23 protein-coding genes and 1 riboswitch are annotated in these 25,584 nt (G+C 71.0%); of the genes, 8 read left to right on the top strand and 15 right to left on the bottom strand.

All coding sequences use genetic code 11. The features are described from left to right. Positions 1–191: 191 nt before the first annotated feature. Positions 192–1,325 (bottom strand): CaiB/BaiF CoA transferase family protein, encoded by a 1,134-nt coding sequence (locus tag AC30CM_RS07560; RefSeq protein ID WP_490116228.1) that lies wholly within the window; start codon positions 1,323–1,325, stop codon positions 192–194. After that, positions 1,322–2,509, bottom strand: a complete 1,188-nt coding sequence (locus tag AC30CM_RS07565; RefSeq protein WP_490116229.1) for an acyl-CoA dehydrogenase family protein — start codon at positions 2,507–2,509, stop codon at positions 1,322–1,324. The genes AC30CM_RS07560 and AC30CM_RS07565 overlap by 4 nt, the downstream gene beginning before the upstream one ends. Before the next feature lie 130 nt (positions 2,510–2,639). Here AC30CM_RS07565 and AC30CM_RS07570 point away from each other — a divergent pair, with 130 nt between their 5' ends. Continuing rightward, complete coding sequence (locus AC30CM_RS07570; protein WP_490116230.1) at positions 2,640–3,650, top strand: LacI family DNA-binding transcriptional regulator; 1,011 nt, start codon at positions 2,640–2,642, stop codon at positions 3,648–3,650. A gap of 4 nt (positions 3,651–3,654) precedes the next feature. Here the strand turns inward: AC30CM_RS07570 and AC30CM_RS07575 are convergent, their stop codons facing one another. The 4 genes from AC30CM_RS07575 to AC30CM_RS07590 form a co-directional block, all read right to left on the bottom strand. After that, positions 3,655–3,879, bottom strand: coding sequence for a hypothetical protein (locus AC30CM_RS07575; protein ID WP_490116231.1), 225 nt, complete (start codon positions 3,877–3,879; stop codon positions 3,655–3,657). A gap of 89 nt (positions 3,880–3,968) precedes the next feature. Continuing rightward, a complete protein-coding gene (locus AC30CM_RS07580) occupies positions 3,969–5,006 on the bottom strand; it encodes an ABC transporter permease (protein ID WP_490116232.1) in 1,038 nt (345 codons plus the stop codon). A gap of 12 nt (positions 5,007–5,018) precedes the next feature. Then, positions 5,019–6,596, bottom strand: a complete 1,578-nt coding sequence (locus tag AC30CM_RS07585; RefSeq protein WP_490116233.1) for a sugar ABC transporter ATP-binding protein — start codon at positions 6,594–6,596, stop codon at positions 5,019–5,021. 1 nt (position 6,597) lies between these two features. After that, positions 6,598–7,950, bottom strand: a complete 1,353-nt coding sequence (locus AC30CM_RS07590) for a sugar ABC transporter substrate-binding protein (protein ID WP_490116234.1) — start codon at positions 7,948–7,950, stop codon at positions 6,598–6,600. Between the two features lie 140 nt (positions 7,951–8,090). On the opposite strand from AC30CM_RS07590, the gene AC30CM_RS07595 reads away from it, so the two are divergent. Next, positions 8,091–9,482 carry an LLM class flavin-dependent oxidoreductase gene (locus AC30CM_RS07595; protein WP_490116235.1) on the top strand — a complete coding sequence of 464 codons (1,392 nt, stop codon included), beginning with the start codon at positions 8,091–8,093 and terminating at the stop codon, positions 9,480–9,482. Here the strand turns inward: AC30CM_RS07595 and cbiE are convergent. From cbiE to AC30CM_RS07620, 5 genes are read right to left on the bottom strand one after another with little or no spacing between them, the layout of a single operon-like run. Further along, positions 9,458–10,672: a precorrin-6y C5,15-methyltransferase (decarboxylating) subunit CbiE gene (gene cbiE, locus AC30CM_RS07600; protein ID WP_490116236.1), complete on the bottom strand. Its 1,215-nt coding sequence runs from the start codon at positions 10,670–10,672 to the stop codon at positions 9,458–9,460. The genes AC30CM_RS07595 and cbiE overlap by 25 nt on opposite strands. Positions 10,673–10,682: 10 nt before the next feature. After that, positions 10,683–11,426 (bottom strand): cobalt-precorrin-6A reductase, encoded by a 744-nt coding sequence (locus AC30CM_RS07605; protein ID WP_490116237.1) that lies wholly within the window; start codon positions 11,424–11,426, stop codon positions 10,683–10,685. Then, complete coding sequence (locus AC30CM_RS07610) at positions 11,423–12,898, bottom strand: cobyric acid synthase (RefSeq protein WP_490116238.1); 1,476 nt, start codon at positions 12,896–12,898, stop codon at positions 11,423–11,425. The genes AC30CM_RS07605 and AC30CM_RS07610 overlap by 4 nt, the downstream gene beginning before the upstream one ends. 10 nt (positions 12,899–12,908) lie before the next feature. Further along, positions 12,909–13,682, bottom strand: a complete 774-nt coding sequence (gene cobF, locus AC30CM_RS07615; protein WP_490116239.1) for a precorrin-6A synthase (deacetylating) — start codon at positions 13,680–13,682, stop codon at positions 12,909–12,911. Beyond that, the gene (locus AC30CM_RS07620; protein ID WP_490116240.1) at positions 13,675–17,307 is read right to left on the bottom strand and encodes a cobaltochelatase subunit CobN; all 3,633 of its coding nucleotides are present in this window, start codon (positions 17,305–17,307) and stop codon (positions 13,675–13,677) included. The genes cobF and AC30CM_RS07620 overlap by 8 nt, the downstream gene beginning before the upstream one ends. A 28-nt stretch (positions 17,308–17,335) precedes the next feature. Continuing rightward, positions 17,336–17,467, bottom strand: a riboswitch (cobalamin riboswitch). Between the two features lie 214 nt (positions 17,468–17,681). Here AC30CM_RS07620 and AC30CM_RS07625 point away from each other — a divergent pair. From AC30CM_RS07625 to lysE, 4 genes are read left to right on the top strand one after another with little or no spacing between them, the layout of a single operon-like run. Beyond that, positions 17,682–18,689: an ABC transporter substrate-binding protein gene (locus tag AC30CM_RS07625; RefSeq protein WP_490116241.1), complete on the top strand. Its 1,008-nt coding sequence runs from the start codon at positions 17,682–17,684 to the stop codon at positions 18,687–18,689. After that, positions 18,686–19,708, top strand: a complete 1,023-nt coding sequence (locus AC30CM_RS07630; protein ID WP_490116316.1) for a FecCD family ABC transporter permease — start codon at positions 18,686–18,688, stop codon at positions 19,706–19,708. The genes AC30CM_RS07625 and AC30CM_RS07630 overlap by 4 nt, the downstream gene beginning before the upstream one ends. Further along, the gene (locus AC30CM_RS07635; protein ID WP_490116242.1) at positions 19,705–20,469 is read left to right on the top strand and encodes an ABC transporter ATP-binding protein; all 765 of its coding nucleotides are present in this window, start codon (positions 19,705–19,707) and stop codon (positions 20,467–20,469) included. The genes AC30CM_RS07630 and AC30CM_RS07635 overlap by 4 nt, the downstream gene beginning before the upstream one ends. Positions 20,470–20,518: 49 nt before the next feature. Then, positions 20,519–21,118, top strand: coding sequence for an L-lysine exporter (lysE, locus tag AC30CM_RS07640; RefSeq protein WP_490116243.1), 600 nt, complete (start codon positions 20,519–20,521; stop codon positions 21,116–21,118). A 5-nt stretch (positions 21,119–21,123) separates the two neighbouring features. Here the strand turns inward: lysE and AC30CM_RS07645 are convergent, their stop codons facing one another. Genes AC30CM_RS07645 through AC30CM_RS07660 form a run of 4 tightly spaced genes read right to left on the bottom strand, consistent with a single transcriptional unit; the run spans position 21,124 to position 24,234 of the window. Then, positions 21,124–21,813, bottom strand: coding sequence for a GntR family transcriptional regulator (locus AC30CM_RS07645; protein WP_490116244.1), 690 nt, complete (start codon positions 21,811–21,813; stop codon positions 21,124–21,126). Further along, positions 21,810–22,325 (bottom strand): flavin reductase family protein, encoded by a 516-nt coding sequence (locus tag AC30CM_RS07650; protein ID WP_490116245.1) that lies wholly within the window; start codon positions 22,323–22,325, stop codon positions 21,810–21,812. Before AC30CM_RS07650 ends, AC30CM_RS07645 begins: the two co-directional genes overlap by 4 nt. Before the next feature lie 9 nt (positions 22,326–22,334). Further along, entirely contained in the window at positions 22,335–22,772 is a 438-nt protein-coding gene (locus AC30CM_RS07655) for an ester cyclase (protein ID WP_490116246.1), read from the bottom strand. Further along, positions 22,765–24,234 (bottom strand): purine-cytosine permease family protein, encoded by a 1,470-nt coding sequence (locus AC30CM_RS07660; protein WP_490116247.1) that lies wholly within the window; start codon positions 24,232–24,234, stop codon positions 22,765–22,767. The genes AC30CM_RS07655 and AC30CM_RS07660 overlap by 8 nt, the downstream gene beginning before the upstream one ends. A gap of 174 nt (positions 24,235–24,408) precedes the next feature. Between AC30CM_RS07660 and AC30CM_RS07665 the strand changes: the two genes are divergently transcribed. Then, complete coding sequence (locus AC30CM_RS07665) at positions 24,409–25,032, top strand: amino acid synthesis family protein (protein WP_490116248.1); 624 nt, start codon at positions 24,409–24,411, stop codon at positions 25,030–25,032. Continuing rightward, on the top strand, positions 25,029–25,580 hold the full coding sequence (locus AC30CM_RS07670; protein WP_490116249.1) for an amino acid synthesis family protein: 552 nt from the start codon (positions 25,029–25,031) through the stop codon (positions 25,578–25,580). The genes AC30CM_RS07665 and AC30CM_RS07670 overlap by 4 nt, the downstream gene beginning before the upstream one ends. Positions 25,581–25,584 lie beyond the last annotated feature (4 nt).

A 25,584-nucleotide genomic window follows, 5' to 3' on the forward strand; every position in this document is an offset into this window, starting at 1 on the left:
GCCGGGCGCGGCGGCCGCCGCGGCGCGCACCGCGGCGTCGACGTCCGCTCGGGAGGCATGGCGGCCGCGACCGACGACGACGTCCGGGTCGTGCGGGCTGGTGCTGGCGAACTCGTCGCCCCCGCCCTCGGCCCAGTTGCCGCCGATCAGGTTCACCAAGTCGACCATCGCGCTGCCCACCCTTTCGTCGTTCACTCCAGTACCGCGGCGGCGTCCTCGCCGAGTCGCGGAGGCGCCGTACGGTACCGCGCTGGCGTGGCGCTGAGCCGAATCGGGTTGGCCACCTGACGAATCGGCGCATCTCGACGGGGATCGTCGACCTCGACCACCGGGTTCAGGCCCACCCGCTCGGCGAACGCGAAGGCGTCGGCCACGTCGTTGATGGGCCCGCAGGGCACGCCGGCGGCCGACAGCGTGGTGAACCAGGCGTCGGCCGTGTCGCGGGCGAACACCTCGGTGAGTTCCTTGGTCAAGGGCACGCGATGGGCCACGCGCTGGTCGTTGGTGGCGTACCGCGGATCGGACGCCATGTCCGGTCGGTCGAGAACGCGTGCCAGGGAACGGAATTGACCGTCGTTGCCGACCGCCAGCACGATGGGGCGATCGGCGGTCTCGAACACCTGGTAGGGCGCGACGCTCGGGTGTTCGTTGCCCATCGCCTGGGGTACGACGCCGGCGCCGACGTAGCCCGACGCCTGATTCACCAACGCCGAGAGTGCCGACGACAGCAGGTTCACCTCCACGCGCTGGCCCTCGCCGGTGCGGTCGCGGTGACGCAGCGCGGCGAGGATGCCCAGGGCGGCGTGCAATCCGGTGATGACGTCGACCACCGCCACCCCGACCTTCGTCGGCGTGGCGGGATCGGGACCGGTGATGCTCATCAACCCGCCGATGGCCTGCACCGCCAGGTCGTAACCGGGCAGCCCGGAGTCGCCGCCGAACCCCGTGATCGAGCAGTAGACGACGTCCGGATTGACCTGGCGCACCTGCTCGTAACCCATTCCGAGGGAGTCCAGCGTGCCGGGCAGGAAGTTCTCGACGACGACGTCGGCGCGGCTCACCAGGTCCGTTGCGGCCCGCAGGTCGTCGGGATCGCGCAGGTCGAGCGCCACCGAGCGCTTGTTGCGGTTCACCGCGAGGAAGTACGTCGACTCGTCACCGGACCAGGGCGGACCCCACCGCCGGGTGTCGTCCCCGGAGCCGGGCCGCTCGATCTTGACGACCTCCGCCCCCAGGTCGGCCAGCAGCATGGTGGCGTACGGGCCGGCCAGCACGCGGCCGAAGTCGGCGATGACGATGCCGTCGAGAGCCCCGGGCGAATTCACCTGAAGGCCGCCAGCCCGGTGAGTGCCTTGCCGATGGACAGCTGGTGCATCTCGGAGGTGCCCTCGTAGGTCAGCACCGACTCCAGGTTGTTGGCATGCCGCATGACAGGGTACTCGAGCGTGATCCCGTTGGCGCCCAGGATGGTTCGCGCTTCGCGGGCCACGGCCAGTGCTTCCCGGACGTTGTTGAGCTTGCCCAGGCTGACCTGCTCGGGACGCAACCCGCCGTTGTCCTTGAGCGAGCCGAGGTGCAGGGCGAGCAGGTAGGCCTTGCCGACTTCGAGGGCCATGTCGGCGAGCTTGGCCTGGGTCAGCTGGTAGGCCGAGAGCGGCTTGTCGAACACGTCACGGGTGTCGGCGTAGTCCAGGGCGGACTCCAGGCAGTCGCGCGCTGCGCCCACCGAGCCGAACACGATGCCGAACCGGGCCTCGTTCAGACAGCTCAGCGGGCCCTTGAGGCCCTCGGCCTCGGGCAGCATCGCCGAGGCGGGCAGGCGTACGCCCTCGAGCACCAGTTCGGAGGTGACCGACGCCCGCAGCGACAGCTTGGCCTTGATGTTCGGTGCGCTGAAACCGGGGGTGTCCGTGGGCACGACGAACCCGCGGACGCCGTCGTCGGTGCGCGCCCACACCACGGCGACGTCGGCGATGGAGCCGTTGGTGATCCACATCTTGGTGCCGTTGAGGATCCAGTCGTCACCGTCACGCTTGGCGTTGGTGCGCATGCCTGCGGGATTCGATCCGAAGTCGGGCTCGGTGAGGCCGAAGCACCCGATGGCCGTCCCGGCGGCCATCGCGGGCAGCCACTGCTGCTTCTGCTCCTCGCTGCCCCAGCGATGGATCGCGAACATCGCCAGCGACCCCTGGACCGACACCAGGCTGCGGATGCCGGAGTCGACGGCCTCGAGTTCCAGGCACGCCAGGCCGTAGGCCGTCGCGCTGGTGCCCGCGCACCCGTAACCCTCGAGATGCATGCCGAGCACGCCGAGGTCGCCGAGTTCCTTCGCGAGGTCGCGGGCGGGCAGCTCGCCGCTCTCGAACCACTCGGCGACGTGGGGGCGCAGCCGCGCCTTCGCGAAGTCGCGCACGGTGTCGCGCATGGCGATCTGTTCGTCGTCCAACAGGCTGTCCAGTGCGAACAGCTGCGAGAGGGTCTGGCGGTCGGACTTCTGGGTTTCGGACATGTGAGCTTCCCGTCGGCGTGATGCAATCGATAGAGAGAACGTTTGCACAAACGATCGCGTGCCTATGCTAGGTTCCCCTCGTCGTGGCAGTCAACCCGCCCCGAGCGGCCCGAAGAACGGAGGCGCAGCCGTGACGTCGCACCGGCCACCGCGCGCTCCCACCCTCAAGGAGATCGCCGAGCGCGCAGGCGTGCACGTCTCGACGGCGTCCCGGGTACTGCGGCAGCCCGAGCCCGTCGACGGCTGGTCGGCATCGGCACAGCGCGTACGCGAGGTCGCGGCCGATCTCGGCTATCGGCGCAATCTCTGGGCCGCCAGCCTGCGGACCCGCAAGACCACCACCATCGGCGCCGTGATGCCGAGGCTCACCGACGGCGTCGTCGCCACCCTGCTGCAGGGTGTCGAGGCGGCCGCGACCGCCGCGGGCTACTCGGTGCTGCTGTCCAGCCCACCCGACGAACTGGAGGCCCAGCGGCGGGCGGCCGAACTGCTCGCCGGCAGGCAGGTGGACGGCCTGCTGATGAGCAGCCTGCACATCCCCGGGCGCGAGTTCGTCGAGAACCTGCCCGTCGGGGGCCTACCGGTGCTGCTGCTCAACCGGCACGCCGAGGCGGGTCTGCCGTTCGTCGCGGGCGACGACCACCAGGGGGGCCTGCTCGCGGCCCGCCACCTGCTGGGCCGCGGCTACACGGACCTGGCCGTGCTCGCCGGTCCGCCGCACGCCAGCACCGCACGAGACCGCACCAGGGGCTTCCTCGACGGGGTCGCCGAGGCGGGGCTCACCGTGCGCCCCGACCGCGTCCAGCGCTGCGGATTCGACGTCGCGGGCGGCAGTGAGGCGGCTACCCGCCTGCTGGGCGCCGCCGATCGGCCCCAGGCCGTCTTCGCCGTCTCCGACACGCTGGCCATCGGGGCGCTGGGCGTGGCACGCGACGTGGGCCTGCGCGTGCCCGAGGATCTGGGGCTGGTCGGCTACAACGACATCGCGGTGTCGGCACAGCTTCCGGTGCCGCTGACGACGGTGCGTACACCCGCCGAGGAGATCGGCGCCCGGGGCCTGCAGGCCCTGCTCGACCTGATCGCCGGCCAGGAGGTCGAGTCGCTGCGATTGCCGGTGGAACTCGTGGTGCGGGGCACCTGAGCGCTCAGCGCTTCAGCCAGGTCCTCACGGACTTCAGGTCGCGGCTGTTGCTCATCAGGTAGCCGTCCTGGAAATGCGCACCCCCGCTGATGGCTCCGGGCTCCTGCCAGGTGACGCGCACCAGGTCCTCGCCGCGCGAGAAGTAGTCGGTGCGATCGGCGGTGCGCAGGTCCCAGCCCGCCGTACCGGCGATCTCGGACAGCGCCTCGCGCTCGGCGTCGTGCGCCATGGGTGTACCTCCTGTGTCTCCAGGTACGCTAGCGAATCCCCGTGGCCGAGCCCAACGCACCAGGTCGCAGGGCGGACACCCACGGGACGCTACTTCACGACGAGCGTGCGCTGCGAGGCCATCGTGAACACGGCGGCGACGATGATCACCAAGCCTTTGATGATGGTCTGCGTGTAGTCCTGTGCGCCGATCTGGTTGAGCCCGTTGGACAGTACGGTCAGGATGAGCACCCCGAGCACCGTGCGATTCACCCCGCCGACGCCACCCGAGAGCGCGGTGCCGCCAATCACGATGGCGGCGATCGAGTCCAGCAGGATCGTCGACCCGAGCGTCGGGCCCGCCGCCCCCAGCTGCGCCGTGAGCAGCAGACCGGCCAGGCCTGCGGTGATGCCCGAGGCCACCAGGATGCCCACCTTCACCCGCCCGGTGCGCACGCCGGCGAGTTCGACCACCCGCTCGTTGCCGCCGACGGCATACACATAGAGCCCGAAGCGGGTGCGCCGCGAGAGGAACCACACCACGAGGAACGCGACGCCCGCGATCAGAGCCGCGTTCTGCACGTTCGGCACGAGCTGCCCGATGGCCAGCTCGCGGATGGTCTGATTGGTGAAGTTGATGGTGCTGCCCTGCAGGATCGTGAGGCCGATGCCGGCGAAGAGCGACAGCGTGCCCAGCGTGGCGATGAACGACGGCACTCGCCCATAGGCGAACACGACGCCGTTGAGCAGACCGATGGCCGCTCCCACCGCGACGGCGATGGCCACGGCCAGCACCGGGTTGGTGACGCCCGCGTTGATCGCCGACGCGAGGACCGCACCGGTGAGCAGCGCGATGGAGCCCACCGACAGGTCCACCGAGCCGGCGATCACCACCAGGGTCGCCCCGAGCGAGGCCAGCAGCAGGATGCCCGCCTGACCGGTGATGAGCGTGAGGTTGGCAGGGGTCAGGAACGCCTCGGCGCGCACGGAGAAGAAGACCACCAGGATGGCCAGCGCCGCGATCGGCAGCACGTCGGCGACGACGCTGAACCTGCCGATGCTGGTGGGGAGTGCACGGGGCCGCGGCACCGGTTCGGGGTCGGACGCGGGACCGGAATCAATTGCAGTGGGGTTCAATTCGAGGGTCATGTCGGGTTCTTCCTAACTGGCGGTGGCGACGGCGGGGTGTGCCCCGGGGATCATCCGGGCGATGACGTCGTGTTCGTCGGGCTTGTTCCCGACGGGCGCGTCGAGCACCTCGACCAGGCGGCCCGCGGTGACGACGGCGATGCGATGCGACAGCCCGATGAGTTCCGGCAGGTCGTCGCTGATCAACACGATGGCGGTCCCCGTGGCGGCGACCCGTCGCAACAGGTCGTAGATGCCCTCGCGCGCTCCGGTGTCGACACCCTGGGTGGGCTCGTCGAGCACCAGGACGTCGGGCGCCCGCAGCAGCCACTTCGCGATGAGCACCTTCTGCGCGTTGCCGCCCGACAGTGACGACACGGGAGCGTCCAGACCGCCTGCCACGATGCCCAACTCGTCGACGAGACGCTGCGCCTCGCGCCGCGCCCGGCCCACCGCCCACAGCCCCGTCCACCTGGTGGCGAACCGATCGTGTAGCGACGGCAACTGGACGTTGTCGGTGATCGAGGCACCGACGATGAGGCCCTTCTCGGCGCGATCCGGTGGCACGTAGGCGATCCCCGCACGCACGTGGTCGCCGATCGAACCGTCGACGGTGACCCCGTCGATCGCCACGCGACCACCGGTGCGGCGCGCCACGCCTGCGATGATCTCGCCGAGTACGCGCTTGCCGGAGCCCTCCGTGCCTGCGAGCCCGACGATCTCACCCGCGGCCACGTCGAACGACGCGTCGAGCAGGACCCCCGCGCCGGAGACGTGCTCCACCCGCAGCTTGGCGGGCGCATCCGGCGCGATGGGCACCTGGGCGTGCTCGCGGTAGTAGTTCTGGGCGCGCACCCGGCCCACCATCAGGCGGTGCAATTCGCTCTCGTCGGTTCCCGCGGTGGGCCGGTCGGCGACGGACTCGCCATCCTTGAACACCGTGACGCGTTCCGTCACCTGCAGGATCTCGGGAAGGCGATGCGAGACGAACACCACCGCCGCAACGCCGCGCAACCGGTCCAGCAGCGTGAGGAAGTTGTCCTCGTGCTCCTGATCCAGCGCCGTGGTGGGCTCGTCGAACAGCACCACGGGCCGCTCGATCTCCAACAGCTGAGCCAACGCCACCACGCGCGCGATGTCCAGGCTCTGCTTCTGGCCGGGACTCAACCGCCCCGTGGGCTGCGTCGGATCGAGGTCGGTGACACCGGCAGCGGCCAGCGCCTCGGTCGCAGCCGCCAACAGTGCCTTGCGGTTCAGGCCGCCCGTGCGCGACCGGAACAGCCGCTCCCAGCCGAAGAACGTGTTCTCGTACACGGCGAGGTGATCGACCAGCGCCGTGTCCTGGAACACACGGAAGATGCCCAATCGGTTGGCTTCCTGGTAGGTCTTGGGGGCGATCGATGCGCCGTCGAGCAGCAGGGTCCCACCGTCGAAGGGCAGCACCCCGGAGATGATGTTGAGGATCGTGCTCTTGCCCGCGCCGTTCTCCCCGATGAGGCCCAGGACCTCGCCGTCGCCGACGGTGAGGTCCACGCCCTTGAGGGCCCGGTGGGCACCGAAGGTCTTGACGATGCCGCGCGCCTCGAGTCGCGGCGTCTGCGCATCCGCCATCTCAGACCCTCCCCACCGGCGACGGTCCGAGCACGGGCGTGCGGTAGTGCTCGGCGTACAGCGCCCGGATGCGTTCGAAGTCGCCGTTGCGCCGGGCGTCCAGGTATGCCTGCGGATACGCGAACCCCTCCGGTTTGGGTACTTCCGGCCAGATGCGGTCGAGGTCCTCCACCGGGTAACCCGCGAACTGCAGGTCGAAGTCGTGCGGGTGCTCGACGCGCGAGAGCAGCCGCACGTCGAACGACTCGCCGATGGGACCGTCGACGTAACGAGCCTTGAACGCGTCGACGTTGTCCTTGGTGATGATCTCGGCGCGCCAGCCGTAGAACTTCTCGGCGGCTTCGGGCTGCCAGCCGTGCAGGCGGTCGTGGAACTGGGCGACGGTCACGAACGACGGATAGGCAGGCACGTTGCCCGTGGTGACGAGTTGCTTGCCGGACACCACCCGCTCGATGCCCGCCGTGGACCCGTTGGCACCCACCACGAACACGTCCTTGCCGGGTACCTTGCCCGCCGCCTCGATGCCGGCGACCACGCCCGTCGCGGCGTCGTCGTTCACCGCGACGATGCCGACGGTGTCGGGAAAGCGCGCCAGCAGCGACGCGGCCGCCCGCTGGGACAGGTCGGCGTCGTACTTGGCGTGCAGCTCCCCGGCGAACGTGATCCTCGGGTACTTCTGCAGCGCGTGGTGCACCGCCAACCGCCGCTGCACCTCGAGACCGTCGATCGACGGGTAGTAACCCCCTACCCGGACCACGGTGCCCTCTTCCCCGATCTGCTTGGCCAGCACGTCGACGGCCTTGCCCACCGAGTCGTACTCGTCGGGCATGAGGAACGCGTTGTACTTGTCGCCGTCGGCATCACCGTGCCAGGGGGTGAACCACGCGGGCGAGTTCCACGCCGCCTGGAACAGCACGCCACCGTCGTTGGAATCGTGGGCCATGGTCGGCAGGGCGCCGGGATCGTTGAGCCCCACGAAGATTCCCGTCGTCTTCTGCGTCAGCAGCTGGTTGAACTGATTGGACTGCACGGCCGCGTCACTCTTGCCGTCCAACACCACGCTGCGGTAACCGAGTTGGCCCGCAGCCTCCTGAAAGGCCTTGGCCCACTGCACCTGGTAATCGCCCGTCGACGACCAATTCAACAGCGCGAACTGGCCATCGGTGTAGGCGACGGCGCCGGCCCCGGACCGGTCCGGTCTTCCCACCGCGGCCAGGGCACCGCCGGCTGCGAGCACGGCCGCGCTGCCCGCCAACAGTTTCGCGAACTGGCGGCGGCCCATGCCGTAGGTGTCGAGCCGCTCGAGGAGGGGGTCGAGTGCCCGGCGCTCGTCACCGGTGCCATCAGGGGTCATGGCGGCCGAGGCTACGAGCCCTGTGCCCACGCCCGAAGGCTCTCGCTCGTGGTGAGTCGATCACGGTGAGCAGAAATGCCTCCGGCGCAGCGTGATCGGAATCGTTGTGCCCGCAGACACGGCACGTGAGGCTGACGGACATGGCCGCTCCACCGCTGCACTTCTCTGCCTTCGTGATGAACACGACGTCGCACATCCTGCAGGGGGTGTGGCGTCGCCCCGACGCCCGGCAGACCGACTTCAATTCCCTGGACCACTGGGTGCGATTGGCGCAGGTGCTCGAGCGCGGCCGCTTCGACGTGCTGTTCTTCGCCGACGTCGTGGGCCTGTACGGCGACTACGGCGGTTCGTACGAGAAGTACGTGGAGACCGGACTGCAGATTCCCAGTAACGACCCCAGTGTCATCGCTTCGGCGATCGCCTACGCCACTACCGATCTGGGCATCGCGATCACCAGCTCGGTGATCCAGGAGCATCCGTTCAACTTCGCCCGCAAGATGTCCACCCTGGACCACGCGACCGGCGGCCGGATCGCCTGGAACATCGTGACCAGTGCGCTCACCAACGCGGCCCGCAACTTCGGCCATGCCGAACTGACCGAACACGACGAGCGCTACCGCTGGGCAGACGAATACGTCGACGTCACCTACAAGCTGTGGGAGGGATCCTGGGACGACGGGGCACTGCTGCAGGACCGCGAGCGTGGAGTTCACGGCGACTACTCGAAGGTGCACAAGATCCACCACGTCGGCCCGCGCTACCGCGTGGAAGGCCCGCATCTGGTGGCGCCCTCGCCGCAACGCACGCCCGTGCTGTTCCAGGCCGGCTCGTCCGAGGCCGGGCGCGACTTCGCCGCTCGTCACGCCGAGGCACAGTTCATCATCAGTCCCGGCCCGAAACAGGCGCGCGCCCTCGTCGACGACACCCGCCGCCGCGTGGTGGCCACGGGTCGGCGCCCCCGGGACCTGAAGTTCTTCCAGGGCTTGCACTTCGTGATCGGCAGCACCGAGGCGGAGGCCCGACGCAAGGAAGCCGAACTCGACGCGTCGATCGACCTCGACGGCATGGTGGCCCACCTGTCGGGCGCCGTCGGCGTCGACCTCGGCGGTCACGACCTGGACACCCCGCTGGGCGATGTCGCCGACACCGACGGCACCCGCAGCATCGTCGCCTGGGTCCGGGAGTCCGTGTCTGGCCGCGAGCCGACGGTGCGCGACCTCGGCTTGCTCCAGGGCCGAAACTCCCGGGTGGTCGGCACACCGGAGTCCATCGCCGACCAGCTCGCCGTGTGGCGCGACGCCGGGGTCGACGGTATCAACGTCGTCAACGCGACCATTCCGGGCAGCTACGAGGAGTTCGTCGACCACGTGACGCCCGTGCTGCAGAAGCGCGGGCTGGCCCAGCGCGAATACCTGCCTGGGACGATGCGCATGAAACTGTTCGGGTCGGACGGGATCGACGACCGCCACCCCGCCGCACGGTACCGCGGGGCGTTCTCGGGATCGGGTCAGCCCCTGGTGAACGCCCACTGAGTGACCGCGCGCGCCGGGGTCCACCCGGTGAACGAGCCGATGGGAGCGGCGATCTCGATGTGGATGCGGGTCAGCTCCCCGCCGTGGTCGCGGTAGCAGGTCGCCAGCAGCGTCTCGGTCTCCACCGTCACCCCGTGCACCACCAGCCGTCCTCCGGACGCCACCGCGGCCAGGCATGCCGGGAGCACCCCGTCCGCCGACGCGCCCCCGCCGACGAAGATGGCGTCCGGCGTGGGCAACCCGGCCAGCGCCTCGGGGGCGCGGCCGGTCACCACCCGTAGCGCCGGCACCCCGAGCGTCCGGGCGTTGCGGGCCACGCGGGCGGCGCGGGCGGCGTCGGCCTCGACGGCGATCGCCCGGCACGTGGGATGGGCGCGCATCCATTCGATGCCGATCGACCCTGCGCCCGCGCCGACGTCCCACAGCAACTGCCCCGGCGCGGGCAGCAGCCGCGCCAAGGCCGACGCCCGCAGGTCACGCTTGGTGAGTTGCCCGTCGTGGTCGAAGGATTCGTCGGGCAGGCCACTCGCCCAGCCCGCCAGCAGCGGTCCGGCGGCCTCGACGGCCACGACGTTGAGCCGCGGCGCCGCGCACCCGGTCGCCGCCTGCGCGGCGGTGCTCTCGATGCGCGTCTCGCCGGGCCCGCCCAGATCGCCCAGCACCACCATCCGGCTGCCGCCGTATCCCCGCGACGTCAGCAGCCGGCCCACCTCGGCGGGCGTGGTCTCGTCGGACGACAGCACGAGGATGCGGCGACCGGGTGCGAGTTCGCGCAGCACCGCGTGCACGTCGCGGCCGACGACGCTGACCACCGTGGACGCCTCCGCCGACCAGCCCAGCCGGCCCCGCGCGAGCGTCACCGACGACACCGCGGGCACGATCGAAACGTGCTCCGCACCAAGGAGTTCCACCAGCGTCGTGCCGATCCCACTGAGCATCGGATCCCCCGAGGCCAGCACCACCGTGTCCATGCCGGCGCACTCGGCCAGGACGGCGGGCAGAGCCTGGCGCAGCGGGGCCGGCCACGGGCGGCGCAGCTGGCCGTCGCCCGCCGGCAGCAGGTCGAGCTGACGGGCACCACCCAGCACCACCTCGGCGGTGGCGATCCGGGCACGCGCGGCCTCGGTCAGCCCGGCCCACCCGTCGGCACCGATGCCGACGACGGTCACCCGGACGCCCTGGATCACCACGGTCGCGATGCTAACCCAGCCCCGGTTGCGCGTGTACCCAGCGCACGGCGTCGGCCACGTCGGCGACCGTGGCCACCCCGGCCGGCGCGGCGGGACGCCGCACGATCACCACGGGCACGCCCAGTTCTGCCGCGGCGGCCATCTTGGCCCACGTGTACTCACCACCGGAGTCCTTGGTGACCAACACGTCGCTGCCGTGGGCACGCAGCAGCGCCAACTCGTCGGCCAACGCGTACGGTCCGCGATCGTGGCGCACCGTCCAGGTCGCGGGGATGGGCACGTCGGGTTCGTCGACGACGCGCGTCAGGACCGCGAGATCCCGCAGGGCCGGTACGAAGCGGGCCAGCTGCTGTCTGCCCACCGTCAGCAGCGGCCGGCTCCCCAGGCGCGCGGCGGTCCTGGCGGCCTCGTCGTGCGTGTCCACCCAGTGCCACGTCGGCAGGGCCCGGTCCGCCCAGCCCGGCCGCTGCAGCCGCAGCAGCGGCCGCTCACCGGCGCACGCGGTGGCGGCATGGGCCGAGATGGTCGCCGCGAAGGGGTGCGTGGCATCGACGATAACGTCGAATTCACGCGCTGCACGGCGCAATCCGTCGGGACCCCCGAAGCCGCCGATGCGGACGTCGCCGACCGGCAGCCGGGGCCGGGCCACGCGGCCTGCCAGCGAGCTGGTCACCGCCGCGCCGTCGGACACCAGCCGGGCCGCCAACGCCCTGGCCTCCGCGGTCCCTCCGAGGATCAGCACGCGCGTCGTCACGGCGCCCCCGGAGGCAGCACCGGCAGCCCCGGCGGCGCGCCGCGACGGGCCAGGTCCATCACGGCGTCGACGTCGACGTGCCGTTCGACGAGGTCGGCCAGGACGTCCAGGCGCCGTTGTCGCGCAGCGGGAAACGAGACGCCCGAGGCGGCGACGTCGAGCACCTCGCCGAGGAACGCCGCGCGCAGGGCGTCGCCCTCCAGCGCGCCGTGCCACATGGTGCCGAACACCCGGCCTGCGCGCGCCCCGCCCAGGAACTCCTCGGCGGCCGCGCCGCGGGTGATCCGGCCGTGGTGGATCTCGTATCCGGAGGCGGGTGCGCCCAGCGCGGCGCCGCGTGGCAGCCGCAACGCCTTCTCGGCGGCGAACGTCGTCTCGACGTCGAGCAACCCCAGGCCCTCGGCGTGGGGGACCGAGCCCTCCACGCCGTCGGGATCACGGATGACGCGGCCCAGCATCTGAAAGCCCCCGCAGATGCCCAGCACCGGCCTCCCCGCGGCGGCATGGGCGAGCACCGCCCGGTCCAGCCCCCGTGACCGCAGCCACGCCAGATCGGAGATCGTGGCCCGCGTGCCCGGAAGCACGACGAGGTCGGCGTCGTCGACCGCGCGCGGATCCGAGGCGAACACGACGTCGAGGTCGGGTTCCAGACCGAGGGCGTCCACGTCGGTGAAGTTGCTGATCCGCGGCAGCCGGATCACCGCGACGCGCCGCGCCGAACGTCGCGGTGCCCGTCGGCCCGCGATGTCGAGCGCATCCTCGGAGTCCAGCCAGACGTCGGGATGCCATGGCACGGTGCCGAACACGCGGCGCCCCGTGATGCGTTCCAGCCCTTGCAGGCCCGGCGCCAGCAGGGTGGGATCACCCCGGAACTTGTTCACCACGAAGCCTGCCACCAGGGCCTGGTCCTGCGGCGAGAGCAGGGCGACCGTGCCGAAGAACGCGGCGAACACTCCGCCCCGGTCGATGTCCCCGACCACGATCGTGGGCAGCCCGGCGTGCCGCGCCAGACCCATGTTGACGTAATCGCCTGCGCGCAAGTTGATCTCGGTGGGACTGCCCGCTCCTTCGGCGATCACCACGTCGTACCTCGATGCCAGGTCGTCGTAGGCGGCGTGCGCCGCCGCGGCCAGTGCCCGCCGACCGTCGAGCCAGTCGGACGAGTCGACCGCACCCCACGGGAGACCCAGGAGCACCACGTGGCTGCGCCGGTCACCGCCCGGTTTGAGCAGCACGGGGTTCATCGCGACCTCCGGTGTCGCGCGCGCGGCGAGCGCCTGAACCCATTGCGCGCGCCCGATTTCGGCACCCGTCCCGTCGGGACCGGCGCACACCATGGAGTTGTTCGACATGTTCTGGGCCTTGAACGGCGCCACCCGCACGCCGCGACGTGCCAGGACCCGGCAGAGTCCGGTGGTGATCGCACTCTTGCCTGCGTCGCTGGTGGTGCCGGCGACCAGCAGTCCCGCCATCAGGCCGACCTCACGGCGTGCATCGCCGCACCAGGAACACGTCCATCACCCAGCCCGCCTCGGCCTTGGCCGCCGCGCGGGCCGCCGCGATGCGGCGCATGGTGTCGCCGACGCGCCCGGTCTCGAGGCGCTCGCCGACCGCACCGAGATTGGCGCCCCACCAGATGGTCCAGTCCTCGATGCCCCGCAGGTCCAGCCGCTCCGGCGGCGGGTTGAGCATGGCCACGACGTTGTCCTGGCCCGCGCTGACCGCCTCGGGCAGGCGGCGGCCGGTGGTGACGTGCACCGGCCGGCCCACCTCGTGCAACACGATGCGGTGTCGCGCCGCCAGCACCTGGGGCGCGCTGATGCCCGGCAGCACGTCGAATTCGACGTCGACACCCGACGCGGCGATGCGTTCCACGACGCGGATGGTCGAGTCGTACAGGGCCGGGTCGCCCCACACCAGGAAGGCCGCCGTCCCGGCGCGCGAACGCATCTCGGCGGCGTACCGTTCGGCACGCGCGGCGTGCCAGTCGGCGACGGCGCCCTCGTACTCGGTCCCGGACAGGCGTGCGGAGCGGTCGCGTTCGGGATCGGGCACCGCCACGACCTCGATGGCCCGGTCCGGCGCCACCACGGCGACGATCCGTCGACGCAGCTCCAGCAGCCCGTCGTCCGCGTCGTCCGACTTGTCCGCCGCCAGTACGTAATCCACGGTCTGCAGCGCCTCGGCGACCTCCGGCGTGACGTGCGCCGGGCCCATCCCGACGCCGAGGATCCTGACCCGGACGGGGTCAGCCATCCGCGCGTGCCTCCAGATCACCTTCCACGTCCAGGTAGGCCTGCCGCAGCGCGGCCAGCGTCTGCGGATCCGGGTTCTCCCACAGACCACGGTCGGCGGCCTCCTGGAGGCGTTCGACCATGCCCTGCAGCGCCCACGGGTTCGACTGGTCGAGGAACTGTCGCGTCTCGGGATCGAGCACGTAGGACTGCGCCAGCTTCTCGTACATCCAGTCGTGGACCACGCCTGCGGTGGCGTCGAAGCCGAACAGGTAGTCCACGGTGGCCGCGAGTTCGAACGCCCCCTTGTACCCGTGCCTGCGCATCGCCGAGATCCAGCGCGGATTGACCACGCGCGCCCGGAAGACGCGCGCCGTCTCCTCGCTCAGCGTGCGGGTGCGCACGGCGTCCGGCGACGTCGAATCCCCCACGTAGGCCATGGGATCCGATCCCGTGAGCGCGCGGACCGTCGCCACCATGCCGCCGTGGTACTGGAAGTAGTCGTCGCTGTCCACGATGTCATGCTCGCGGGTGTCGATGTTCTTGGCCGCCACCTTGATCCGCGCGTAGTTGGTGCGCATGTCGGCCGGCGCCGGGGCGCCGTCCAGCCCACGGCCGTAGGCGAACCCGCCCCACGCGGTGTACACCTCGGCCAGGTCCTTGTCGTCGCGCCAGGTGCCCGCCTCAACCACCTGCAGGATGCCCGCGCCGTAGGAGCCCGGTTTGGACCCGAACACCCGGGTGGTGGCGCGGCGTTCGTCCCCGTGGTCGGCCAGGTCGGCGCGCGCGTGTGCGGCCACGAAGTTCACGTCGTCGGGCTCGTCGAGCAGGGCGACCATGCGGACGGCGTCGTCGAGCATCGTCACCACGTGCGGGAAGGCGTCGCGGAAGAAACCCGAGATGCGGATGGTCACGTCGATGCGCGGCCTGCCCAACTCGTCGAGCGGCACCACGTCGAGCCGGGAGACGCGCCGCGAGGCCTCGTCCCACTCCGGCCGCACGCCGAGCAGTGCGAGCACCTCGGCGATGTCGTCACCCGAGGTGCGCATGGCGCTGGTGCCCCACACCGAGAGCCCCACCGACTCCGGGTAGGTGCCCGTGTCGTCGAGATAGCGTTGCAGCAGGGAGTCGGCCATGGCCTGCCCGGTCTGCCAGGCCAGCCGCGACGGCACCGCGCGCGGGTCGACGGTGTAGAAGTTGCGCCCGGTGGGCAGCACGTTGACCAGACCGCGCAGCGGCGAACCCGACGGTCCGGGACGCACGAAGCCACCCGCCAGTGCGTGCAGCACCGCGTCGATCTCCCCGGCGGTCCCGGCCAAGCGCGGCACCACCTCGGTGGCCGCGAACCGCAGCACGTCGCGTACCTCGGGGTTGTCGGTCAACGTGTCGGCGGTCTGCGGCGCCCAACCTGCCGCCTCCATCGCGGACACCAAACCGCGTGCCTGCGTTTCGATCTCGTCGACGGCCGTCGTCTCGGCACCCTCCTTGAGGCCCAGCGCCGCACGCAATCCGGGGACCGCGTGGTCCTTGCCGCCCCACACCTGAGCGGCGCGCAGGATGGCCAGCACCAGGTTGACCCGCGGCTCCCCCACGGGTGCACCGCCGAGCACGTGCAGCCCGTCGCGGATCTGGGCGTCCTTGATCTCGCACAGCCAGCCGTCGACGTGCAGCAGGAAGTCGTCGAACTCCTCGTCGTCGGGCCGGTCGTCCAGACCCAGGTCGCGGTGCATCTCGGCGGCGCGCATCAGGTTCCAGATCTCCCCGCGGATGGCAGGCAGCTTGGCCGGGTCCATCGCCGCGATGTTGCCGTACTCGTCGAGCAGTTGTTCCAGCCGGGCGATGTCGCCGTAGCTCTCCGCACGGGCCATCGGCGGGATCAGGTGGTCGACGATCGTGGCGTGCGCGCGCCGCTTGGCCTGGGCCCCCTCCCCGGGATCGTTGACCAGGAACGGGTAGATCAGCGGGAGGTTGCCGATGGTCGCGTCCGTGGCGCAGGCGGCCGACAGCGCGGCGTTCTTGCCGGGCAGCCACTCCATGGACCCGTGCTTGCCGAGGTGCACCACCGCGTCGGCGCCGAAGCCGTGCTCGAGCCAACGGTAGGCCGCGAGGTAGTGGTGGCTGACCGCCATGTCGGGGTCGTGATAGATCGCCACCGGATTCTCCCCGAACCCGCGCGGCGGCTGGATCATCAGCACCAGGTTGCCGGAACGCAATGCGGCGAGCACGATCTCGCCCGCGTCGTTGACGAACAGGGTGCCCGGCGCCGGACCCCACGTCTCGGCGATCTCGGCCCGCAGACTCTCGGGCAGATCGGCCGTCCACCGGGCGTACTGATCGGCGCTCACCCGCACCTGGGCATCACCGAGCTGGGCCGTGGTGAGCCACTGCTCGTCCTGGCCGCCTGCCTCGATCAGCGTGTGGATGAGCTGGTCGCCGGCGCGCGTCTCGTCGGCGATCTCGAGCACGCCGAAGCCGTCGCCCACGTCGTAACCTGCCTCGCGCAGGCGGTGCAGCAGGCGCACCGCCGACGCCGGCGTGTCCAGGCCGACGGCGTTGCCCACCCGCGAGTGCTTCGTCGGGTACGCGGACAGCACCAGCGCGATCTTCTTGTCGGCGTTGGGGATTCGACGCAGCCGCGCGTGCTTGACCGCGATGCCCGCGACGCGGGCGCAGCGCTCGGCGTCGGGCACGTAGTGCGGCAGGCCGTCGTCGTCGACCTCCTTGAACGAATACGGCGCCGTGATGACGCGGCCGTCGAACTCGGGAATGGCGATCTGCGTCGCCGAGTCCAGCGGCGTCACGCCGTCGTCGTTGGCATCCCATTCCGCGCGCGAGGACGTCAGCGAAAGTCCTTGTAGCACCGGCACGTCGAGAGCGGCGATGCGCTCGATGTCCCAGGACGCGTCGTCCTCACCGGCACCGGCGGCCGCCGCCTTCGACCCGCCGGCGGCCAGCATGCTCACCACGATCGCGTCGAGCGTGCCCAACGCGTCGAACAGCTCGTCGGGCGCATTGCGCAGCGACGACGCGAAGACGGGCAACCCCACCGCGTCGCCGGTGGCGTCGATCGCGTCGGCCAGCCCGTGCACGAACGCGGAGTTGCCGCTGACCTCGTGCGCCCGGTAGTACAGGATGCCCACGCGCAGCGCGTCGGGCCGCGCCCGCCCGGCGCGTTCTGCCCAGCCCCACTCGGGGATCACGACGGGCTCGTCGAAGCCCTCCCCGGTGAGCAGCACCGTGTCGCACAGGAACGCGTGCAGTTGCGCGAGGTTGACCGCCCCGCCCTCGGCGAGGTAGGCGTGCGCCTGCGCCGCCACGCCGATGGGCACGGTCGAGCACTCCATCAGCTCCGCGCTGGGCTGACGTTCCCCGCCCAGCACCACCAGCGGGCGCCCGGTGGCGCGCAGCGCGGCCAGTTCGTCGGCGACCTCGGCCGACGACCCGAGCACCCGCAACACCACGACGTCGACGTCGACGGCGGCCGGGTCGCCCCCGGCGCCCAGGATGGTCTCGACGGCCTGCCGGGAGGGATTGCCCAGTCGGTAGGACGCACCGCTCGCCCGCGCCGACAGCAGGTCGGTGTCCGACGTGGACAGCAGCGCGATGCGCGGAGTGTGGATGGAGTCGCTGGCGTGGGCCGCTGACATGGGTCCTCCTCGGGGTTCTCGCCCCTCGTAGACGACATGCCCCGTGGCCAGTATCTGGCTTGGGGCACCGACCCTGCCGACCGCAGTGCCGAACCCTCACAGTGGCGGAACCGCCCCGGTCTCGCACCGGGTTCCTGACGCCACGAGACGTACGTGAGCAGTGTAGCGACGGCCGTCCGGCCCTGTCACCGGCTGGTACCGTGAGCCCGCCAGACATCACCAGGGGAATCCGGTGTGAATCCGGAACTGACGCGCAACGGTGTGAGTGCCCATCGCGGGCACCTCGAGTCCGATCACCTGCTGGCGTAGCCGGCGACCGCCGGCTGCTGCTCATCGGGTCTCGCCGATCGGACCCCTGAAGCCGAAGGAACGTCATGCTGCCGCTGCGGCGTCTACTGGTCCTCTCCCTGCTCGGGCCGCTGACGGCCTGCACCCCGTCGGCCACGTCGACCGGCGCCGCACCGCAGGGCGACCCCGTCACCGTCCGCAGCTGCGGCGCCGACGTCACGTTGGCGCGGCCCGCCGAGCGGATCGTGTCGCTCAACCAGGGCACCACCGAGATCCTGCTGTCCCTGGGCGTCGCCGACCGCATGGTGGGCACGGCGGGGTGGACCGATCCGGTGCTGCCCGCGCTCGCCGCGGCGAGCGACCGCGTCCCCCGGCTGGCCGACCAGAAGCCCTCGCTGGAGGCCGTCCTGGGCACCAACCCCGACCTGGTCACCGCGTCGCTGCGCGGCACGCTCGGCCCGGGCGGCGTCGCCACCGCGGCCGAACTCGCCGACCTCGGCGTGCCGTCGTACATGTCGGCGGTCGAGTGCACGAAGGAGGAGGGCGACTCCGACGGGAAGCGCAGCGAGACGTTGGAGGTGGAACCGATGTACGACGAGATCACCGAGTTGGGCGTGCTGGTGGACCGCCGCGCCGAAGCCCGCGCGATCGTCGCCGACATGCGGCAGCGGTGGCAGCGGGTCTCCGCGACCGACGCCGGCGGCGCGTCGGTCATGTACTGGTTCGCCAACGCCGAGCTGCCCTACGTCGCGGGCTGTTGCGGCGGACCCGGCGTGCTCACGCGGGCGCTGGGGCTCACGAACGCCTTCGCCGACAGCGCGCAGGACTGGCCTCAGGTCGGCTGGGAGACCGTGGCCCGCCGCGATCCGGACGTCATCGTGCTCGGCGATCTGACGCGCAAGAGTCAGACCGCGGAGTCCGCCGACGCCAAGATCGCCTTCCTCGAGTCCAACCCGGTGACCCGCCAGATGACGGCCGTCCAGCAGCGGCGCTACGTGCGCATGGCCGGCGCCGAACTGAACCCGTCGATCCGCATCGTGGCCGCCGCCGAGAAACTGGCTGCGAGCCTGCGCGAGTTCGGGTTCGCACGCTGAGCGCGCCGGACCTCGCCCGCCGTCTCGCGTGGCCCGCGGGCATCGCGGCGCTGCTGTGCTCGATCGCGGTGGCCACCACCATCGGGCCGTCGGACCTCGGCCCCGCCGACGCCTTCGCGGCCACGCTGCAACGGGTGGGAGGGCCGCCGTCGGGGCTGACGCCGTTGCAGCAGAACATCATCTGGAATCTGCGGCTGCCGCGGGGCGTGCTCGCCGCCCTGTGCGGCGCCGGACTGGCACTGTGCGGCGTGCTCCTGCAGTCGCTGCTGCGCAATCCCCTGGCCGACCCCTTCATCCTGGGCGTCGCCTCGGGCGCCTCCACCGGCGCGGTGTCGGTGATCGTGCTCGGGGTGGGCGCGGGCACGCTCGGGTTGGCGTCGGGCGCCTTCGTCGGCGCCGTCGCCGCGTTCGGCCTGGTGCTGCTGCTCAGCGCCGCCGCCGGGGGCGGCGTCGACAAGACCATCCTCGCCGGAGTGGCTGGCACGCAGCTGTTCTCGGCCCTGACGTCGTTCATCGTCTTCACCTCCGCCGATGCCGAGCAGACGCGTGGCGTGCTGTTCTGGCTCCTCGGATCGCTGAGCAGCGCGTCGTGGTCGGACGTCGGCACCGCAGCCGTGGTCGTGGGCACGGGCGTCGTGATCTGCGTGGCCCTGGCGGGCACCCTGGACGCGTTCCTGTTCGGCGAGGACGCCGCTGCCGCCCTCGGGGTGTCGGTGGCCCGCGTCCGGCTGCTGCTGCTCGTCACCGTCGCGCTGGTCACCGCGGTGATCGTGGCGTTCGTCGGCGCCATCGGCTTCGTGGGCCTGGTGATCCCCCACGCCGCCCGCGCGCTCGTCGGCACCCGCCACCGCATCCTGGTGCCCGCCGCCACCGTGATCGGGGCCATCTTCCTGGTGTGGGTGGACACCGCGGCACGCATCGCGATCGCCCCACAGGAGGTGCCCGTCGGCGTGGCCACCGCCATCGTGGGCGTGCCGGCGTTCCTGGTGATCCTGATCCGCAAGCGAGGACGGTCGTGACGTTGCGCACCGAGCGGGTCACCTGGCGCGTGCGGGGTGCGGTGATCATCGACGGCGTCGACGTGCACGTCCCGGCCGGCGGCACCGTCGGCCTGTTGGGCCCCAACGGATCCGGCAAGTCATCGCTGCTGCGACTGCTGGCGGGGCTGCGCCCGGCGTCGTCGGGCGTGGTCACCGTCGACGGCACCGACGTGACCCGGCTGGGCCGGCGCGCGCTGGGCCGCCGGCTGGCCGTGGTGGACCAGGAGCACACCACCGAGCAGGAACCCACGGTGCGCGACGTCGTCGAACTGGGCCGCCTGCCACACCGTGCGGCGTGGTCGCCGACCACCGCGCGGGACGCGGACGTGGTCGCGACCGCCGCCGCAACCACGGGTGTCGCGCACCTGCTGGCGCGGCGGTACTCGACGCTCTCGGGCGGCGAGCGGCAACGGGTGCAGATCGCGCGGGCGTTGGCGCAGGAACCCACCGAGCTGCTGCTCGACGAGCCGACCAACCACCTCGACATCCGTCACCAACTCGAGCTGCTGGAACTGGTCGCCGCCGCGCCCACCACCACCGTGATGGCCCTGCACGACCTCAACCTGGCCGCGCGGTACTGCGACGAGTTGGTGCTGCTGCACCGCGGCCGGGTGCACGCCGCGGGGTCCGCCGGGGCGGTGCTGACGCCCGAGATCATCGCCGAGGTCTACGGCGTCGAGGCCACCGTCGACGACGTCGACGGGATGCCCAGCGTGCGATTCCATCGGCCGCTGCGGTGAGGCTGCTCCCGACGCCGCGGGCGTGGTCGGGCGTATTAGCGTCTGGTCCGTGTCGTCCCCGCTGCTCGTCGGCTTCCTCACCGCGCTGACCCTGATCGCCGCCATCGGCGCGCAGAACGCCTTCGTGCTGCGCCAAGGCATCCGGCGCGAACACGTGCTGCCCGTCGTGGTCCTGTGCACGGTGTCGGACGCGGTGCTGATCGTGGCGGGCATCGCCGGCTTCGGCGCCTTGGTGAGCGCGCACCCGAACGTCCTCTACGTCGCGCGCTTCGGCGGCGCGGCGTTCCTCGTCGGGTACGGCCTGCTGGCGGCCAAGCGGGCCGTGCGGCCGGGTGCGCTGAACCCGGCGGACGAGGCACCGGCGCGACTGGGGCCGGTGCTGCTCACGTGCGCGGCCCTGACGTTCCTCAACCCCCACGTCTACCTGGACACCGTGATCCTACTCGGGGCACTGGCGAATGAAAGACTAGACGGCCGTTGGCTGTTCGGCCTGGGCGCCGTCGCCGCGAGCGCGGTGTGGTTCGGCGCGCTGGGTTTCGGCGCCCGCCGGCTGGCGGGACTGTTCGCCTCGCCGCGCACGTGGCGCATCCTCGACGCCGTCATCGCCGTCACGATGATCGCGTTGGGGATCTCGCTCGCGGTGACGTGACCCGTTCAGACGGCCGGGCCCAGCCCGTCGAGCACCGCCCGGCGGGAGGCCCGCACGTGCTCGCGCATCACGCGCTCGGCACTGTCACCGTCCTTGGCCACGATCAGGTCCAGCACGTGGTGATGCTCGCGGTCGGACTGCAGGGGCCTACCCGGTTGGCTCAGCGACGTGTTGACCAGACGGGCGTAGGCCAACTGGTTCATCAGCATCCGGTAGTGCGCTTCGAGCTTCGTGTTGTCCGCACCCGAGATCAGCAGGTCGTGGAACTCGGCGACCAGCTCGGCGTAGCGCGTCTTGTCGTCGGCCGCCACCGCGAGATCGGACTGGCGCAGGTTCTCCTCGAGCCGGTCCACGTGCGGGACGCGGCCGCGCTGCGCCAACAGCCTGGCCGCCGCACCCTCCAACAGCTCCTTCATCTCGAACAGTTCCATGATCTCGCGACGCGAGGGCGTGGTCACGAACGTGCCCACGCGGGGCCGGATCTCGATGAGTCCCTCGGTCTGCAACTGCTTGAACGTCTCGCGCACCGGGGTGCGGGACACCCCGAACTCGTCGGCGATCGCGATCTCGGAGATGTTCACGCCCGGCTGGATGTCCCCGGCGATGATGCGCCTGCGGATCTCGTCGACCAGCCGCGCCTGGATCGACCCGTTTCGCGAACCCGCCGCCGCGCCCATCGCCGTCCCTCCGATCACCCGAGTTCCACGAGATTACCGCCGTCGAAGAACCGTCCGGCCGCGTAGACCATCGGGTGCGTCTCGAAGGCCTCGGCGTGCACCACGCGACACATGAACACCGTGTGGGTGCTGGCCTGCAGGCGTTCCCGGATCTCCACCTCCATCACCGCCGCACTGCGCGCCAGCAGCGGGCTGCCGCACGGGCCCGGTGACCAGTCCAGGCCGGAGAACTTGTCGTCGGACTTCGTCGCGAACCGCCGCACCACGTCGAGTTGGTCGACCGACAGGATGTTGATCGCCAGATGGGTTGCGGGAAACAGACAGTCGTGCGTCGACGACGAGTGCTGCACCGCGACCATCACCGTCGGCGGCTCCAGCGAGATGCTGGCGAACGCGTTGACCGCCAACCCCTTCGGAGTGCCGGTCGGCGTGCCGGGAACCATGGTGGTGACCACGGTGACCCCGGTGACGAACTGGCGGTTGACGCGTTTCATCACGTCCAGATCGGGCTGGACTCGCGTGTCGGACATCGGAACCCCTCAGTGATCCTGGCCGACCGAGATGATGCCGAGCGCGCTGAGCAGCGTGTGCGGATCCCAGGTGACGAACTCCTCGACGACGACGTCGCCGTCGAACCGGGCGAACGTCGCCCCGCTGACCTCCACGCGACGCTTCGTGGCGGGAACCCCGAGGAAGGAGTGCGCGTGGTTGCCGGTGCTGTGCCACCGCACCGCGGCCCGGTCACCCTCCACCACCACGTCGTCGACGACGGTCAGCAGGTCCGGAAACGCCGACCGCGTCGCGGTGATGGAGGCCTTGAACTCGTCGCGGGTCTGCACGGCACCCGCGCTGCCGACACGGCGGTACTCGGGGCTCAACAGGCCGTCGAGCGAGTCGACGTCACCGCGGTCCCACGCGGCCTGCCACGCCTCGACGATGCGGGCCCGGCGCGCGTCCCCGGCGGAATGCTCAGACATGACTCTTCCTCTCTGCGACGGGAGCGGCGACGGCGCCGCCGTCGAGCACGGTCTTCTTGCGGTGCCACAGCGGCGGCAACCGGTAGGTGGCGAGGTAGGCGACGGCGCCCACGCCGAACCCGACGAAGTACGACAGGTCACCCCACTCGGGATGCGCGGCGGCGACCGGTCCGACGAAGAACGACAGGTTCCAGAACAGGGCCGACACCGCGGCTCCGACGATCCACGCGACGAACCCCCACTCCAGTACCCGGCCGGAGTCGTACAGCTCGGCGATCCGGGCCCGGTCGTGGCGTCGGCCGAACACGTAGTCCAGCAGCAGCACCGCGCCGAAGGGGGCGATGAGGTAGGCGCCGACGAACAGGAACGTCTTGAACTTGGCCTCGAAACCCTCGCCGCCCCAGAGGCTGATGAGATACGCCGCGGCACAGATGAAGACGACCGCGGTGCGCCTGCTCACCGGGATGCGCAGCGTCTGCACCGAGATGGCGCCGCCGTAGACGTTCAGGAAGTTCTGCGAGAACGACGAGATCAGCACCACCAGCAGGGCGGGCGCGTAGAACGGGCCGGTGAGCCGGACCAGTGCCTCGATGGGGCTCTCGCCGGTGAGCGCGGAGCTGCCCAGCAGGGCCCCGGCGATGCCCAGCCAGGACAGCGACAGGAAGTTCCCGGCGAACGTCCACACGCCCGTGGCACGGTTGACGTGGTCCTCGTCGGGCAGGTAGCGCGAGTAGTCCGAGGCGAAGGGCCACCACGCGATGAGGAACGACAGGAAGAAGCCGGCGAAGGTGATCCAACCGCCGATGCCGCCGATCCAGTAGGGCGCGCTGGGGTTGGTCTGGAAGCCGCCCTGCCAACCCCGCGTCACCGACACGACCGTGATCATGAGGAAGCCGAAGAACAGGACGACGGCCAGGATGCGCTCCAGGTAGTGGATCATGTTGTAGCCGAAGATGGCGACGACCAGCTGGATGCTCACCAGTGCCAGCGCTCCCAGCCAGAACGGGATCGCGGGCACCAGCGCCTCCAGCGCCTGCGCCCCGAGGATCACCGTGACCGACGCCCACCCGATGCCGGCGAACACGTTGACGTACGCGACCGGGATGAAGTTGCCGAAGAAGCCCAGGGGGCCGCGCGCCTGGATCTGCTGCGCCACCCCGAGGCGCCCACCCATGCGGGACAGCACGCCCATCACGACGGCGCCGACGAACGAACCCGCGACGATCGCGGTGACCGAGGCCGTCAGCGACAGCCCGTAGCTCACGGCGAGGAAGCCGAGCACCATGATCGGGAAGTTCATGCCTGCGGCGAACCAGATGAAGAACTGCGAGATCGGCTTGCCGTGCCGTTCCGAATCGGGGATCGCGTCCACGCCGTACGGCTCGATGGCGGCGATCTTGTCGCGGTAGTGGAAGTCGGGGGCGGGCTCGCCGGTCGACGCTCGGGAGATGTCCTCTTGCATACAACAGAATGTAAGAGCGGTCACACCAAAAGTCAACGGGTGCCGTGGGGCATGACGATGACGGCGCGCCCCGATTCGCGGATCTCGCCAGTAACGCCACGTCAGAGCCCCAGCAGGCTTGCGCGACGTAGACGGACCTTGACCATCACCAGGCAGCGGCCTATCGTCTGTTGCATGCAAGCGTTGCCCTCTGATTCGCCGCACATCGGCCTACGCAAGGTGGTGGTCCACCGCGAGACCGTCGTCAGCGAGGCCGGCGCGCACCTCCTGCGCCCCGCCGTCCAGGCAAGCGTCGCCGCGGTGATCCGCAACCCGTGGCTCGGCACCGGGCCCACCCACGACCTCGGCGCCGAAACGGCGCGCATCGCCCCGGTGCTGGCACGTCTGCTCAGCGAACGCCTCCTGGACACCCTCGGCGGCCCCGACGCGGTCGAGGCGTTCGGCAAGGCGGCCATCGTCGGCACCGCAGGCGAGATCGAGCACGGTGGCGCACTGATCCACACGCCCTACTTCGGCAACCTGATGCGCGAGTTCCTCGACGGCACCTCGATCATCTGCTTCGCCGACGCGCGCGCCGACGCCGGCGCCACCCTGGTGGTGCCGCTGTGGCACAAGACGCAGGCCGCCACCCGCAGCCACTACCAGACCACCACGACCCGGGTGGCCGACGGACCACGCGCCGACGAGATCGTCATCGTCGCCGCCGCAGCCACCGGCCCCCGCCCCCACCCCCGCATCGGGGACCGCACCACCGATCCCGCCGTCACGTCGAAGAACCTGGAGAGCGTGCTGTCATGAAGGTCCGCAAGATCGTCACCATCGTCGAGGAGATCCGTACCGAGGGCGGCCGCGAGGTGTTCCCCGCGGCCCGCGTCGCCGTGGTCGCCGTCGTCATCGAGAACCCCTGGGCTGGAATGGGATTCGTGGACGACCTGGGTCCGGGCATCAGCGCCAACGCCTCCGACCTGGGTGCCCTGCTGGCACCGCAGGTGATCGAGGCGCTCGAGGCCGCCCCCGAGGCATACGGCAAGGCCGCCATCGTCGGCCTCGACGGCGAGATCGAACACGGTTCCGGCCTGATCCACACGCTGCAGTTCGGCGACCACTTCCGCAAGGCCGCCGACGCCACCACGCTGCTGCCCGCCGTCGAGAAGCGTGGCCCCGCGGGCGTGGTGTTCGACATCCCGCTCAAGCACATCACCGACGCCACGATCCGCTCGCACCACCAGAGCGTCGAGGTGCGCATCGCCGACGCACCCCACGCCGACGAGATCGTGGTGGCCCTGGCCGCCGCAGCGCAGGGGCGGCCCCAGCAGCGCCTGGCCCCACTGGCCACCGAGCAGTAGACCC

Source organism: Mycobacterium sp. DHQP2018-32-09 (assembly GCF_058148405.1).